The 15,593-nt window shown below is 45.3% G+C and carries 10 protein-coding genes; 7 read left to right on the forward strand and 3 right to left on the reverse strand.

All coding sequences use genetic code 11. The annotated features are described in order from the left end of the window. Window positions 1-2: 2 nt before the first annotated feature. Together OPS25_RS08175 and OPS25_RS08180 are read right to left on the reverse strand one after the other, a co-directional pair. A complete protein-coding gene (locus tag OPS25_RS08175; RefSeq protein WP_265617191.1) occupies window positions 3-980 on the reverse strand; it encodes an alpha-ketoacid dehydrogenase subunit beta in 978 nt (325 codons plus the stop codon). Continuing rightward, a complete protein-coding gene (locus tag OPS25_RS08180) occupies window positions 980-2,167 on the reverse strand; it encodes a thiamine pyrophosphate-dependent dehydrogenase E1 component subunit alpha (protein WP_265617192.1) in 1,188 nt (395 codons plus the stop codon). Before OPS25_RS08180 ends, OPS25_RS08175 begins: the two co-directional genes overlap by 1 nt. 491 nt (window positions 2,168-2,658) lie before the next feature. Here OPS25_RS08180 and OPS25_RS08185 point away from each other — a divergent pair, with 491 nt between their 5' ends. The 7 genes from OPS25_RS08185 (at window position 2,659) to OPS25_RS08215 (ending at window position 14,769) form a co-directional block, all read left to right on the forward strand. After that, window positions 2,659-7,251 carry a S8 family serine peptidase gene (locus OPS25_RS08185; protein ID WP_265617194.1) on the forward strand — a complete coding sequence of 1,531 codons (4,593 nt, stop codon included), beginning with the start codon at window positions 2,659-2,661 and terminating at the stop codon, window positions 7,249-7,251. Between the two features lie 322 nt (window positions 7,252-7,573). Beyond that, a complete protein-coding gene (locus OPS25_RS08190) occupies window positions 7,574-8,752 on the forward strand; it encodes a hydroxymethylglutaryl-CoA reductase (RefSeq protein WP_265617196.1) in 1,179 nt (392 codons plus the stop codon). 119 nt (window positions 8,753-8,871) lie between these two features. Then, window positions 8,872-10,167 (forward strand): efflux RND transporter periplasmic adaptor subunit, encoded by a 1,296-nt coding sequence (locus tag OPS25_RS08195; protein ID WP_265617197.1) that lies wholly within the window; start codon window positions 8,872-8,874, stop codon window positions 10,165-10,167. A gap of 16 nt (window positions 10,168-10,183) precedes the next feature. Then, the gene (locus OPS25_RS08200; RefSeq protein WP_265617198.1) at window positions 10,184-10,885 is read left to right on the forward strand and encodes an ABC transporter ATP-binding protein; all 702 of its coding nucleotides are present in this window, start codon (window positions 10,184-10,186) and stop codon (window positions 10,883-10,885) included. 12 nt (window positions 10,886-10,897) lie between these two features. Further along, on the forward strand, window positions 10,898-12,208 hold the full coding sequence (locus OPS25_RS08205) for an ABC transporter permease (protein WP_265617199.1): 1,311 nt from the start codon (window positions 10,898-10,900) through the stop codon (window positions 12,206-12,208). Window positions 12,209-12,217: 9 nt separating this feature from the next. Continuing rightward, the gene (locus tag OPS25_RS08210) at window positions 12,218-13,441 is read left to right on the forward strand and encodes an ABC transporter permease (protein ID WP_265617200.1); all 1,224 of its coding nucleotides are present in this window, start codon (window positions 12,218-12,220) and stop codon (window positions 13,439-13,441) included. Window positions 13,442-13,758: 317 nt separating this feature from the next. After that, window positions 13,759-14,769, forward strand: coding sequence for a GGDEF domain-containing protein (locus tag OPS25_RS08215; protein WP_265617201.1), 1,011 nt, complete (start codon window positions 13,759-13,761; stop codon window positions 14,767-14,769). Here OPS25_RS08215 and OPS25_RS08220 read toward each other — a convergent pair. Next, window positions 14,747-15,289 carry a hypothetical protein gene (locus tag OPS25_RS08220; RefSeq protein ID WP_265617202.1) on the reverse strand — a complete coding sequence of 181 codons (543 nt, stop codon included), beginning with the start codon at window positions 15,287-15,289 and terminating at the stop codon, window positions 14,747-14,749. The two genes, OPS25_RS08215 and OPS25_RS08220, sit on opposite strands and share 23 nt — an antisense overlap. Window positions 15,290-15,593 lie beyond the last annotated feature (304 nt).

Genomic DNA, 15,593 nt, shown 5'->3' on the forward strand with positions numbered 1-15,593 from the left:
CCTTAGTACTTTAATGTACGTTTTATTGCTTCGTAGGTCTTGTACTGATCTGGCATATATTCTTTCTCATGCGCCAGCGGATATGGTGTATCCAGGCCACATACCCGTGCAATAGGTGATTCCAGATACAAGAAACACTTTTCCTGGATCGTAGCGGCGATCTCACTGGCAAAGCCACCTGTCTGCGGGGCTTCATGGTTAATCAGCAAGCGTCCAGTTTTCATCACCGATTCGGCTACCGTTTCGGCATCCCACGGCAAAATACTGCGCAAGTCAATGATTTCGCACGATACGCCATCTTCAAGTGCCATTTCGGCAGCTTTTTGAAGAATTTCGATTTGCGCGCCCCAGCCTAATAAGGTGATGTCTTTACCTTCCTGGACAATGTCAGCTTTACCCAACGGCAATTCGTAATCTTCTTCAGGTACATCTGACACTGAGGCACGGTAAAGACGCTTAGGCTCCATAAATAACACAGGGTTATCGTCGCGAATTGAAGCTAATAACAAGCCCTTAGCTTGGTAGGGATTGCGAGGCACTACAATTTTTAACCCCGGACAGTGGGCAAAAAAGGCTTCCGGTGACTGGCTATGATAGAGCCCGCCCGCAATACCACCGCCGTAAGGGGTTCGAATGGTAAGAGTCCCGCAACTGAATTGACCACCAGAACGATATCTGAATTTTGCGGTTTCATTCACAATCTGATCAAAAGCAGGGAAAATGTAATCCCCAAATTGAATTTCGGCCACCGGCACTGAACCTTGTGACGCCAGACCGTTCGCAAAGCCAATGATACCTTGCTCCGTTAGCGGCGTATTAAAACAGCGACCTTTACCAAATTGTTGTTGCAGATTACTGGTGGCACGAAATACTCCGCCAAAATGCCCAACGTCTTCGCCAAACACCATCACTCGCTCGTCTTGTTCCATCACCGTGATCAGGGCATTATTAATAGCTTGCAATAAATTCATTTTTGCCATTATTTAATTCTCCCTGAAGTCTTAGGGTAGACATCCGGATACTGGCGAATGTGCGACTTCAATTGTTCTAATTGATCTTTTAAGTGCCACGGTACTTCTGAATATACATCGTTCACAATATCTTCAATGGGAGGCACATCTATTTTTTCGGCTTGTTTAACCGCTGCTAAAACGTCTTGACGGGTTTTATCTAATAACTTTTGCGCGGCCTTTTCATCAAACCAGCCTTTGCTTTCCAACCATTTTTCCATACGTTGGATGGGATCTTTAGCACGCCATTTATCTTCTTCTTCCCGAGAACGGTATCCGGTCGGATCGTCTGAAGTAGAATGTGCAGCAAGACGATAGGTCATTGCTTCGATCAGTACCGGGCATTCGTCTTTCAGCGCAATTTCACGGGCTAGCTTGGTCGCAGCATACACAGCAAGAATATCGTTACCGTCCACACGAATAGTTTTAATCCCGTAACCTAGTCCACGGGATGCAATACCGTCACCTGCAAATTGTTCATCAGCCGGGGTAGATATGGCATATCCATTATTACGACAAAAGAAAATAGCAGGACAATTCAGTACCGCGGCCATGTTAAGCCCGGCATGGAAGTCGCCTTCTGAAGCAGCTCCTTCACCAAAATAACAGATGGTGACGGCATCTTTGCCAGCCATTTTCTGACCATACGCATAGCCAGAAGCTTGCGGAATCTGTGTCCCTAGTGGGGATGAAATGGTCATGAAATTGAGAGGCTTATCACCGTAGTGAATGGGCATCTGGCGACCTTTATTAGGATCCTTTTCATTACTGAACATCTGATTCATAAATTGTTCAGTGGTGTAACCTCGATACGCTAGTGCACCTTGTTCACGGTACTGTGACATAATCATGTCATCATCCGATAAGGCCGCTGCACTTCCTACTGCTGCTGCCTCTTCACCCGTACTTGCCAGGTAAAAGCTAATTCTGCCCTGACGTTGGGCGGCAACCATACGTTCGTCCAGAACTCGAATATATGCCATAGTGTTATACATTTTTGTGGCAGTATCTTGGTCCAGCTCTGGGGCCACAGCTTCTTTATGCACGCTACCATCTGGTTGCAGAATTTGTAGCATCGGAATATCAATAAGGCCATTTTCGATAACATGAACCTTATGGGTGGTTGATACCCGCGCGAGATGATTTCTGTCTTGCACGATACATTCCTCTTTAAAGTGTGAGGTGAGTAACCTGAATTCAGGCTAAATATTTTTATTTAAATTTGGAAAGTATTACTAATTTGTGAAATATAAAAGTAATAAGTGTGTGTATGCTAGATCATAGCAACATAAAAGACCTTGCTATTTAACGAGGCGAAAGCCTACTGCAAAAAAGTTTGTTTCAAAAATAGCGCAAGGAATAAGATAAGCATCCTAATTTTTTAAAGTGATGTTAAATTTTATGCGATTAGCTTAACAATTTCACCCTATTGTGTCACATCATGGAAAAATGTTCTCGTATCTACGTCATGCTTAAATTAGCATTAAAAAAGTTGAAGTTAAGCAAATGTTCATATTTCGTTGCGATAATTAAACAAATTTAATCGCAATTATTTTCCGTGACCGTACAAAGTTAGGTTGAAGCTTCATAAACCGGTGGTGGCGATGTCATTAAATGGATTGGTATCAGGTAGTAGGAGATTACCAATATGAGAAACAAATTCTTTTACGCTATATGCGCAGCGTTAATATCTATGGCAGTGCATCCATCTGCTGGTGTTACTTCTGGGAATGACACGGACAGGAAACAACTTGAGTCTGTGCTTAGCGCGCCGCCGGTATTAGCGCAAAAAAAATATACGACGTTAACAACGAATAAAATTGTCTCACACCACGGCGTACCGAGCGCATCCCCCAAAAAGTTTATCTATATTGTGCAACTTGACGATAATCCTGTGGCCCTAATGAATGAACCTAAGGGGATATTGTTAAGAACCCCGACTAGCACATCATCTTCTTTCGCTGCGTTAAACAGTAATCTGCGACCCAAAGTAAACGTACATTCCACCACTGCCCAACGTTACAAATCAGTATTAAAGCAAAAGCAAGCCGTTATTGAAGCTAAAATGCAGGCGGCGATACCACGCTATAAACGCATTGCTGATTTTCAATATGCAGTGAATGGGCTTGCCATTTTGGCTACGCCGGCAGAGGCTGAAAAAATAGCGTCGTTAAAAGGCGTAAGCACTGTGGAAAGAGATCGTATTTACCAGCTTGATACCGACACTGGACCACTGCTCATTGGTTCACCAGCCGTATGGAATGGGATTTCCACCGAAAGCGGTCTTGGACGCGAGGGTGAAGGCATAGTGATTGGCATACTCGACTCCGGCATTAATAGTGATCATCCTTCTTTTGCTCAGGTAGGTGGAGACGGTTACACCCATAGTAATCCTCTTGGTTCAGGTAATTACCTAGGTGACTGCGCGAGTAATTTTCCGGACTTATGTAATGATAAGTTGATTGGGGTGTATTCGTATCCAGAAATTACCGATGCTTACGATGATGACGAGGTGTTTTCAGTTTCACTTCCCAAAAATGGTGAAGATTATAATGGTCATGGTTCACATACTGCCGCTACGGCGGCAGGAAATGTGTTATTTAACGTGCCAGAAGTCACGCCAGAATTTGATGTCAACGAAAGTGATGGTGAGCCCACTGGGTTCGTATTTGATCGTATTTCTGGGGTAGCGCCTCATGCCAATATCGTTTCTTACCAAGTATGTCAGCCTGGCAACACAGGTGACACCTACGGCGGCTGTTTGGGTACACCAATGGTTGCTGCGGTTGAAGATGCGATTAATGAAGGCGTGGTGGATGTGATTAATTTTTCCATATCTGGAGGAGGTTATCCGTGGACAGGAGCATTGAATGCGGCTTGGCTATCAGCTCGCAATGCCGGAATTTTTCTCGCCCATTCAGCAGGTAATGAAGGACCCACTCCTTTCTCAACCGCCAAGCACGCGCCTTGGGTGACAGCGGTCGGTGCTTCTTCTACAGGGCGCTCAGTGGAATATGAAAAATTTTTGACAGACTTTAGTGGTGGCAATTCCACTCTTTCCCCTATTGAAGGCAAAAGCAATACAGGGGGCATAACAGCTTCAATCGTCTACGCTGGCAACTTTGCCAATCCGAACGCTGCCGACACGGATCCGGCTCAATGTTTGGAGCCCTTTCCCTCCGGTACATTTAGTGGTCAAATTGTGGTGTGCGATCGCGGCGATATCGCGCGGGTTGATAAGGCAATTAACGTTGCCCAGGGCGGGGCCGGAGGGTTTGTGCTGGCGAATGTTGACGGCGGGCAAACTACTCTGAACAATGATGCCTACATAATACCGGGTATTCACATTAGCTCTGCAGATGGAAATCGGTTAAAGGACTGGCTCGCCTCAGGCGCTAACCATCGTGCGACTATCACTGCTGCGGTAGGTGAATTGGTTATCGATAATACACTGGCCGATATCACAGCTGAGTTCTCCTCCAGAGGACCTAATCGCTCAATAAGTACGTTAACCCCTTCTCTTATTGCTCCCGGAATTGATATCTATGCGGCGTATGCAGACCAGCAATATGGGCAGGATGAAACGGGATCTGCACCTGCTGATTTTGCGTACCTTTCCGGTACTTCAATGGCCAGTCCACACGTGGCAGGGGCCGCTGCATTAGTTAAGCAGGAACATCCTGACTGGTCTCCGGATAATATACGTTCAGCGCTAATGATGACGGCAAACACAGCGTTGCTGAAAGAGGATGGGGCTACCGACGCTGATTGGTTTGATATTGGCGCGGGTCGGCTTCAAGTGGATGTGGCCGTGCAAGCTGGACTGGTGATGGATGAAACCGGCGCCAATTATGCTTCTGCGGATCCAGAACTCGGCGGTGAACCTCGCACCCTTAACCTGCCCTCTGTGACCGACACTGAATGCTTTGGGATCTGTAGTTGGACAAGAACGGTTACCGCTACTAAAGATGGGAGCTGGAGCACTAGCGCATCATCCTTATCTGAGCATCTTTCGGTAACCGTCTCTCCAGCGAATTTCAATTTGAATAAAGGGGAGTCTCAGGTTCTCACGGTGACGGCAGATGCTTCACGAGCAAAATCGGGCGAATGGCAATTTGGCGTCGTCAATATGACTTCATCCTCTTCTCCTGCTCTACATTTACCGGTTTCAGTTAAGCCCTCTAATGGTACCTTACCCGATACGCTTAACTTCACTTCGCATCGTGATCATGATTCCTACCTGGTTAAAGACTTAACCACCATCGAGATTACTGACTTCCAGGTAACCGGCTATGGTTTGAACCCGCCTAAAGAAATTGCTGCAACGATTGAACAGGATTCTGATACGAGTGATTTTTTAGATGATTTGTCAGATGGGGTGTTTATTGAAGAAATTTCAATCAAGGCGAATACATTACGTTTAGTCGTGGAGACGAGACAATCCACTTCACCTGATCTTGATTTGTTTGTGGTATTCGACGCTAACAAAGATGGGGTACCTTCTGAAAGTGAGGTGATAGAGTTTAGCCAGTCTTCCACTGCTGACGAATATATCAGCATCGAAAATCCACAAGCCGGCGATTATCTGATTATCGTGCAGAACTGGCGTGCTTCTTCAGACTCCGCTGTGGATGAGTTTATTTTATCTACTTCCGTCGTAGATAACACCCCCACCTCCAGTCTCACCGCCACCGCACCTTCCAGTGTTGACCGATTTGAATTGTTTGATATGCGGGTAAGGTGGGACTTGGAAAAAAGTAAGGCCGGAAAACGTTATTCCGGCATGTTAGTCCTTGGCACCGATGCCGCTAACCCTTCAATCTTAGGCGCGATCCCTGTGGATATTGTCAGAGGTAAAGACGACGTTTTTATCACGGGTGAAGCCATTAAGGCAGCCAGTGCAAACAGCCAGAAATTAGCATTAAACGTGATGGCGAATTTTACTACTGAAGACAGAAATTATGAGGTTACGTTGCCACTTCCTGAAAATATTCAAGTACAGTCAACGTCCGGCCCGGGAAATATTACTATTAGTGGCAACAGCCTTAAATGGTCGCTTACCCAGGCGTCGCTATTTGGGTTGGAACCCACCTACAGAATGACCACAAACGCAACAGACATGAACTGTAAGAATCCTGATATGGGCACTGGCACAGGCTACATTGACCTGAGTGATTTCGATATTGAGCCTACGGAAATGGATGGCGACACGGTGCTTAGCTCATTTGCTGTTTCGGCGAGTTTATTTGGCAGGCAATATAACTCCATCATTGTCTCTGATGACGGTTTTGTAACGGTTAATAGCGATGTAGGTACGGCGCCATGGGTTAATCAATCCATGCCCGATTCAAATGCACCCAATGGGGTTGTCGCACCATTTTGGCGAGACTGGATACTGGATGTAGAGAATGGCGCGACCGTTTCCATAGCGGAAAGTCAACAAGATGGTATAACAATCATTGAGTGGGACAATGTGACGTTTCCGTTCGAACTCTATAACCTGGAAAATACGTTTAAGGATGTCGCTGATTTTGAAATCGTGTTTAACAATAATGCGGGACCAAACGAGCCGCAGATAATCTTTTCTTATGACAATGTTATCCACGACTATGTTCCGCCTGTCTCCAGTGGCTTGGAAAACAGTACGGGGACGCGTGGAAATACACTCGTCCATCTCCCCTACTTTGAGCAAGCAGAAAGTACCGTGGGCGATGTTGAAAGCCAGCTTATAGAGGGTAGACAGGTCTGTTTTTACTATGCTGATGACATAACCCAACCCACCACGCTTAATATCACACTTACCGGAACGGGTGTGACTAATACTGTTAAATATCAAGCCAGCTCTAATGTTCCTAACATACCGAATACACAAACAGAAAAAACAAACGTGTTTTCCGCATCTACGGTGAATCAACCTCCCGAATTAACAGTGAATGCACCAGAGAATGTTATCGTGGGCCAATCCTTTACAGTTTCTGCTACCGCGGTTGATCCAGAGGGTGACAATTTGACGTTCACGATTAATGGCAATAATGGTGCAAGTTTAACGCGAGTGGCCCCCAACAGGGCCAGCATGACGTTCACGGTTCGTGTTACCGATGGCATACATCGTGTTTCTGAAACAGTCACGGTTAACATCACTCCGCGTGCCCCCAATGTGAACACAGGGGGTGGCGGCGGTGCGCTAGGTTGGCTATTACTGTTGGTATTACCTTTGCTATATCACCGAAGACGGCAGTAATGCACTGAGCGATGGCTTGAAAGGTTCATTTTACGCAGCACTGACATAGGTGGAGTCAGTGCGATGCAGTTTATATGCTTGACGTGTTATGTTAGAGAAACCAGACAGGCCACCAACATTGGATATGGGTGGTAATGTTAATTCATTGCAAAAGACGCCTTGTAACACCAAATATTTCATCCGTTCATCGATATATTACTAAATAGGAGGTCGGTATCTTTACACTCTTACCCGTGCGCTTTTTCCATGTGGTAGCCTAAAGCGACACGCATATCGACACAGAGCAGTAAAATTCACTTTTTGAAGTAACTCAGGAGGCAATATGGGCAATGGGCAGTATCGTATTCCCAGAGATGGACAAAATGATCACAGTAATGAGCAAGCTAAGGTTCGCAGAGATTTTTTGCGTGAACAAACGGGCGCTGAATTAAAATATACAGGGGAATACACAATTGACCCCAACGTCTTGCCTGGCAATATTGAAAACTTTATTGGTATCGTGCAGATGCCTGTAGGCGTTGCTGGTCCTTTGCATATTAATGGTGAACACGCGCAAGGACGGTTTTATGTGCCCCTCGCCACCACGGAAGGCACGTTGGTGGCAAGTTATAGTCGAGGAATGCGGGTGATAAACGAGTGTGGAGGTGTCAAAACCACGGTCGTTGAACAATTCATGCAACGCGCTCCTGCTTTCATTTTTGACGATGCCAGAGAAGCGCGAGATTTTGGCAATTGGCTGGAAGCCAACATGGAAGGTATTCGGCAGGCGGCAGAAAGCACCACCTCTATTGGCAAACTCCAGCATCTGGAACAATGGTCCGTCTCGCGTTTGCGCTATGTTCGATTTAATTACACCACCGGCGATGCGGCGGGGCAAAATATGGTGGGTAAAGCCACATTAGCAGCCTGTGAATGGATTAAACGCCATTATCCGGGAGAATGCGAATACCTGCTATCAGGAAACATGGATACCGATAAAAAGCATTCTCACTTAAATATGTTGCATTCGCGGGGCAAGCGTGTGGTGGCTGAAATTACCCTCGACAAAGATATCATGCGAAAAATGATGAAAGTCGAAACCACGGTTATGGCGCGATCGTCGGTATTGGCCAATATGGGGGCGATGTTAGCAGGGGCTGCCTACAATGGACCCCATTCTGCCAATGGTATTGCCTCGTTGTTTATTGCAACCGGTCAAGATGAAGCGAATGTGGTCGAATCGCACGCAGGTTTATTATCCCACGAACTTTTACCCAACGGCGATCTTTATCTTTCCGTTACTCTTCCTTCCTTAATCGTTGCCACCTATGGCGGGGGCACTGGATTACCTACGCAACGCGAATGTCTGGAGTTATTAGGATGTTACGGTAAAGGCAAAGCGAATAAATTTGCCGAGATTGTGGCTGCAACCGTACTTGCTGGTGATATTTCATTGGCCTGCGCCGTGATTACTGGCCATTGGGTCTCCAGTCATGATCGACTGGGGCGAAATCGCGATTAGCGGTAATACGTTGACGCATCAGCGTGTGATGCGTCTTTTTTAAGATATTTTTTTGATCCGTTTAAACTTTTTGTCTTCTCAGCTCGACATAGCAAAAAACAACTTAAAAATGATTTGCTATGCATATTGCCGATACCAGTGGACAGGACACCCTGATCGCACCCAAAAAATCTCGTAAAACGCTTTATATCATCTGTACCTTTGTGCTCATTATCGCTCTGGCGCTTTACCTCATACCCGTTTTAACTCAATGGGGAAACTCACAAGCAAGTGTTTCCACTGAACGAGTACGAATTTCAACAGTTAAACGAGGTGATCTTGTCAGGGATTTATCAGTTCAGGGCCGTGTCGTGGCTGCTATCAGCCCTAAATTATACAGTCCTGCCCAAGGCACCATTACCTTTGAAGTGGATGCGGGTGATGAGGTCAAGCAAGGACAGCCGTTAGCCACCATTGACAGCCCGGCACTCACCAGTGAGTTAGAGCAAGAACAAGCGGTACTTGACGAAGTCACCACTGCATTGGCGCGCCAAAAAATTCAAGCGAAAAAACAAATGTTGGAGGATCAAAAAGCAATTGATATTGCCCAAGTGGCGCTGACTGCGGCTGAACGAGAAAAACGACGTGCCGATAAAGCGTTCAAAACGAATGCAATTAGCACGATCGATTATGAAAAAGCACAGGATGACCTTCATAACGCTAAACTCGTCCACCAGCACGCGGTGGATGACGCTAAGCTGAATGCTGAAAGCTTAGAGTTTGAAATTCAAAGCCGTTCACATCAACTTAACCGGCAGCGGCTGAGAGTAGCGGATCTTGCTCGAAAGGTGGATGAATTAACCCTGCTCTCTCCAGTAAATGGCATAGTAGGAAATTTGGCCGTCGCGCAGAAAAATCAGGTAACACAACATCAAGCCATTTTAAGTGTGGTGGATTTAAGTGAGTTTGAGCTGGAAATAGACATACCTGAAAGTTATGCCGATGACCTCGCCATTGGCATGGCTGCTGAAGTGGAATTTAACGGTAATAAATTCCCTGCCCAACTTGTCACCATCTCTCCAGAAATTCAGGACAACAAAGTTAATGGACGGGTGCGTTTTATCGCGGCAAGCGAAACGGGAACATCTCACCCCTCGCCCACCGGATTACGCCAAAATCAGCGCCTGACGACCCGAATTTTAATGGAAACTAAAGACGACGTTCTGTACGTCGCACGGGGACAGTTTTTACAAAGTGGTGGGGGTAAAGTCGCGTACAGAATTAATGGCGACGTGGCGTATCTTGTACCCATTACTACCGGTTCGCGCAGTTTATCGAAAGTGGAAATTTTAGAGGGCCTGGACGTTGGCGATAAGATCATCGTTTCCGGGCTTGAACAGTTTAACGGTGCTGACACGGTACTTCTTACACAATAAAAACCAAGGAATGAACATGTTAAAAATGAACAACCTATGTAAGTCATTCAGGACTGAATTGGTCGAAACCCATGCGTTGAGAAACTTTACGTTCAGTGTAGACGAGGGTGATTTTGTTTCTGTAACAGGACCTTCAGGCTCGGGGAAAACCACTTTTCTTAACATAGCTGGACTGCTGGAAAATCATACATCGGGAAGTTATCTGCTAGATGGAATAGATGTAAAAACCTTATCAGATAAGCAGCGCAGTCAATTAAGAAACGAAAAAATTGGGTTTATTTTTCAAAGCTTTAATTTAATTCCTGATTTGAATCTTTTTGATAATGTCGATGTGCCCTTACGCTATCGGGGTTTAAGTCGTGCTGAACGGCATCAAAGGATAGAAGAGAGCCTTGCGCGAGTCGGTCTGGCAAATAGAATGAAGCATTTACCTTCTCAGTTGTCCGGTGGACAGCAACAACGCGTTGCCATCGCCAGAGCGTTAGCGGGTAAGCCAAGATTTTTACTGGCAGATGAACCCACAGGAAACCTGGATAGCCAAATGGCTAAAAGCGTCATGGGGCTATTGCAGGAGATCAATCAGCAAGGCACTACCATTGTCATGGTCACACACGATCCCGAACTTGCTATGCAGACTTCCCGCAACGTGTTTGTGCGGGACGGTCAAATCAGTGAGGCTGAAACTATCATGCCTTTAGCTGCTGCTTCGAATCAATAGCAGGAGCAAAACATGTTTACATACTATTTAAATTTAGCGGTGAAAAGTATCCGCCGTAATATGGGGTTGAGCAGCTTAATGGTGCTGGCGATAGCACTAGGGATAGGCGCATGTATGACCACTGTTACCGTGAACTATATGATGTCATCTAATCCCATTCCGCATAAAAGTGACCAGCTGTTTTATGTGCAGCTAGATAATTGGGGCCCCCACTTCCCTTTTAATGATGAAAATGAACCCCCTAATCAAGTGACCTGGCGAGATGCTAATAATCTTATGCAACACCGCCAGTTCAAGCAAGTAGCTATGGGCACTTCGGGAGCGGTAATTGAGTCTGACAACCGCGAATTAAAGCCTTTTATGGCAGGAATAAGACTCACCTACACCAACTTCTTCAGCATGTTTGAACCACCTTTCTTATATGGCGGCCCCTGGCCATCAGATGCAGATGACAACATGGAACAGGTAGTGGTACTGAGCAAAAAAACAAATCAGCAAGTTTTCGAGGGGGAGAATTCAGTAGGCCGCAGCTTAACTATCGGGGGTAATCGTTTCCGCGTAGTGGGTGTACTGGACGATTATGAACCTATTCCGCGTTTTTATGATGTCAGTACTGGTGCTTTCCAAAGCCCTGAAGATGTCTTTATGCCTTTGACATTAAAACGTCCTTTAGAATTAAGTAGTGGTGGTAACAACAATTGCTGGAAAGACCCTGATGGTGAAGGGTTTGAAGGATATTTAATGTCTGAGTGCATAAATTATCAGTTTTGGGTAGAACTAAATGATATAGCGGAACAGAAGCAATATCTTTCTTTCTTAAATGCGTACGTGGAAGAGCAAAAAACGTTAGGCCGCTTTCCTCGCCCCCTAAACAATCGTATTTCAGCCATAATGGAGTGGATGGAAATTCAGGAAGTCGTTGCTGATGATGCACAGATTATGATGTGGCTGGCGTCGTTGTTTCTGCTAGTGTGTTTATTAAATACAGTGGGTCTACTGCTTTCTAAATATGCCACCCGCACCTCCGATATAGCGTTACGCAGAGCAATTGGTGCAACCAAACAAGCCATTTTTTCTCAATACATTACTGAGTCCGCATTGATTGGAATTCTTGGCGGCATCCTAGGCCTTGCGTTAGCACTGGCTGGCATAGAAGCTGTCAAGTCCATGTATGGTGACTTTATCAGTGAGCATGTGGGAATGGACCTGACAATCGTAGGTATCGCAATCGTACTTTCAATTGTTTCAAGTGTACTGGCTGGCTGTTATCCCGCATGGAAAGCATGCTCAGTGCCCCCTGCCACTCAATTGCGTAATCAATAGGAAAATGACATGAGCAACTTAGAGTTTGGCCCCATCATGCGGGCACTCCTTCGTAATAAAGTAGGCGCAATTCTGATTGCACTACAAATTGCCGTGACGATGACGATTATCGTCAACGCTGTATTTATCATTGTTGAGCGTAAGGCAATGATGGAGCGGGAAAGCGGTTTGGATGAAGCGAATACGTTTTATTTGACGACCACAGGATTCGGCAAAGACTTTGAAAGCAAGCGCGTCACTATCGAAGATTTAGCACTGATTCGAAATACGCCAGGCGTTATCGATGCTATTCAGGTGAACGCTATTCCAATGAGTGGAAGTGGTTGGTCGATGGGGTTAGCTACCCAACCAGGGGAAGAAATTGAAAGTGTAGGTACCGCCAACTACATGGTCGATGATCATGCCTTGAATACCTACGATGCCGAACTGCTAGCAGGCGAAAACTTTAGTCCGGAGGATATAAGGTTTAGAGAGCGTAACCAATCAGATTGGCCCGATTTGGCAATTATCACCCAGGCGCTTGCTAAAAGCTTATTTCCAGAACTCGGCATAGATGAAGTTGTTGGTAAAACCATCTATATCGGGGATAACGAAGCTATGATCATAAAAGGAATAATTGATAAACTGCAAGCGCCTTGGGTTGGCTGGAACAACCTAGATCACGTTACCCTCACACCTGAAATGATGGCATTTCCTAGTATGCGATACTTGATTCGCACAGAACCCGGTATGCGCGATAAGCTAATGACATCATTGGAGGAAACGCTAGCAAATCAATATCCCAACCGAATAATACGTAATGTTGAAACAATCACCGCGACTAGGGATAAAAGTTATCGCCAACATAGTGCCATGATTAACATTCTTACAGCCACCATGATCCTGCTCACACTGATTACTGCATTAGGCATAATTGGCCTGGCTAGTTTTAATGTAAATCGGCGGCGCAAACAAATTGGTACTCGCAGAGCACTTGGCGCCAGTAAACAGGCTATCATCCGCTATTTTATGGTTGAGAATCTGATAATTAGTAGTTTCGGGCTCATTCTTGGGGTGGGTTTGACTATCGGTTTGAATTTTATGCTGATTGAATGGTTTGCCGTTAAAGCACTTGACTGGTACTACATTCCTACAGGAGTAGTATTATTGTTTGTTGTAGGTCAACTTGCTGCCTTTGGCCCCGCATTTAGAGCGGCCCAGATATCTCCTGCCCTGGCCACCCGAACTATTTAAGCAAGCCTAAAAGCGGTGAGTAATTTTACTCGCTGCTTTTGTCAGCAAGTTAATTTACTCACCTCAATCCAAAGCGAAATGTGATTAACATTGCGATAGAGCAACTCATCGTGCCAGATAAAGTTAGAAAAAGGTACAGGAAACCAAGACCTTTCTTACCATGTTAAAAGACAGTTGGTGGATTTCTCTACCTCACTCTGGGCTGCTTACAGCTTCATCCGGTTTGTTATTATTGAGGATTAGCAATCGTTAGGCGTTACTTTTTGCAGTCAAACCATCTACAATAAAGCCTATTTGACTAAACGGCAGGTAGTTTTTTGTTGAAATGGTTTCAGCGACTTTCGCTTTCAGAAGATGAATTTCTCTATAAATCCTCGCTTCGTATTGCCTGCGTCTTTGTGGTTATGGGCCTGCCTTTCGCAATCAATCACTTGATTAACGGCCAGATAACACTAGCGGTCTACTCGTTCGGGATTATTGCAGTTCTTGCGCTTAATGCTATCAGTACGGTCAAGTATAAACGCTACCATACTGATCTGATCTTATTTGGCTTAGTGCCAGCAGTTATCGTATTTTTACTGGAATTACTCATTACTCAGGGCATATTCGGTTGCTTATGGTGCTTTCCAGCCATCATAGCGTGTTTCTTTATGCTACCAGAACGCAGAGCTTGGTTTGCCAGTGCGTTAATGCTGATTATTCTTCTACCTAACATTCTGCTCACGTTTGAACTGACATTAGCCATCAGAATGTCGATCACGCTCACCATGGTAGCAGCTTTTACAGCAATATTTATTCGTGTGATCTCGGTACAACATGATCAGTTAATGCAGCTAGCTGTCACTGACGAGTTAACCGGCCTTCGTAACAAGCGCACGCTAGATGAAGAGCTGTCAAAAGTGGTTGAACAAGCCCAACGCAGTGAAATTTCAATCTCAGCACTGGCCTTTGAAATTGATCATTTCAAACAAATAAGCGAAAACCTGGGACAGGATGTGGCGGACGGTGTGCTAAAGGGTGTAAGCAATTTTTTAAAGCAACGTTGTCGAAAAGTTGATTTACTCTTTCGTCTATCTGACGAAAAATTTTTGGTGGTGTTATTCAATGCTCCCATGGAAAAGGCTAATCTAGTTGCAGAACAACTTCGCTTATCGATCGAAAAATTACATTTGCTCCAGGGTACCAAAGTGACAGCCAGTTTCGGTATTGCCAGCATAAACGGTGAAAGCAACTGGCGTGCCTGGATAAGACGTGCCGAGCAGCGTTTATTGACGGCGAAGCACTTTGGGCGTAATCAAATAGTTACTAGCGACGAACAGATTCAGTAGAACGAATTAACCACGTCGCCAACACAAAGAGACTTGCCAGGATGAGGCACATGATGGGTACAACAATCACTTCCTGATAAGAGAAAGTAATGCCCGCCATAAAAAGGAAACTCAGAGCTGGAATAATAAACGCGGCGAAAAGGCTTCTTGTACTGAAGCGGCCAAACACAACACAGATAGCGCTGAATAACAAAAAACCATGAAATATTTGATTTATCGGGTTATCTGGGCTGCCAACTATACCCACAGCAAGATTCATCCAGGTACTTAGTAGATAGGCGACGAGGCCTGTAGCGACCCCCGCTTTATAACGAAAGCTGCGTGTTTTATTTGCGATAGTCCGATAACTTAATGACGCTACTATTAGTATCAAAGCAACCAAGAGAAAGTCGAACACTCCCCAGTTGACATGCACACTAATTAGAGTGGCGAAAAAGGGAATAAGTAATACAAGGAGCGGCACCAACAATGCGGTGGTCAGCGATATTTTTTTTAATCTGAGATTTTGCGACGTTTGCATGGGCAAGATAGTAGTAGATGCGCGTTATCTAAGCATGGATGATTAGCGACTATTTGCCAAGAAAAATATCGTATGGTGTTAAATGGGTTAGTCACCATTTAATTTGACAGTTTTTAAAAACAGAGCGTAATCAAATTTGACAGTCTCTTGAGTACGTAAAGCGGCAGTTGCCACTTTAGGAGTCGATTTTCGCCTATGAGCGAGTTGCGGATCTATAGCTAATATTGGCAGACGATCTTCTCAGGGAGGAAAGCAGAGGCTCAGAAATAGCGCCCGGATAACGGGCAAAATACCAAGGCTACAA

This window comes from Alteromonas aquimaris, assembly GCF_026183695.1.
In the GTDB taxonomy this organism is placed as follows: domain Bacteria; phylum Pseudomonadota; class Gammaproteobacteria; order Enterobacterales; family Alteromonadaceae; genus Alteromonas; species Alteromonas aquimaris.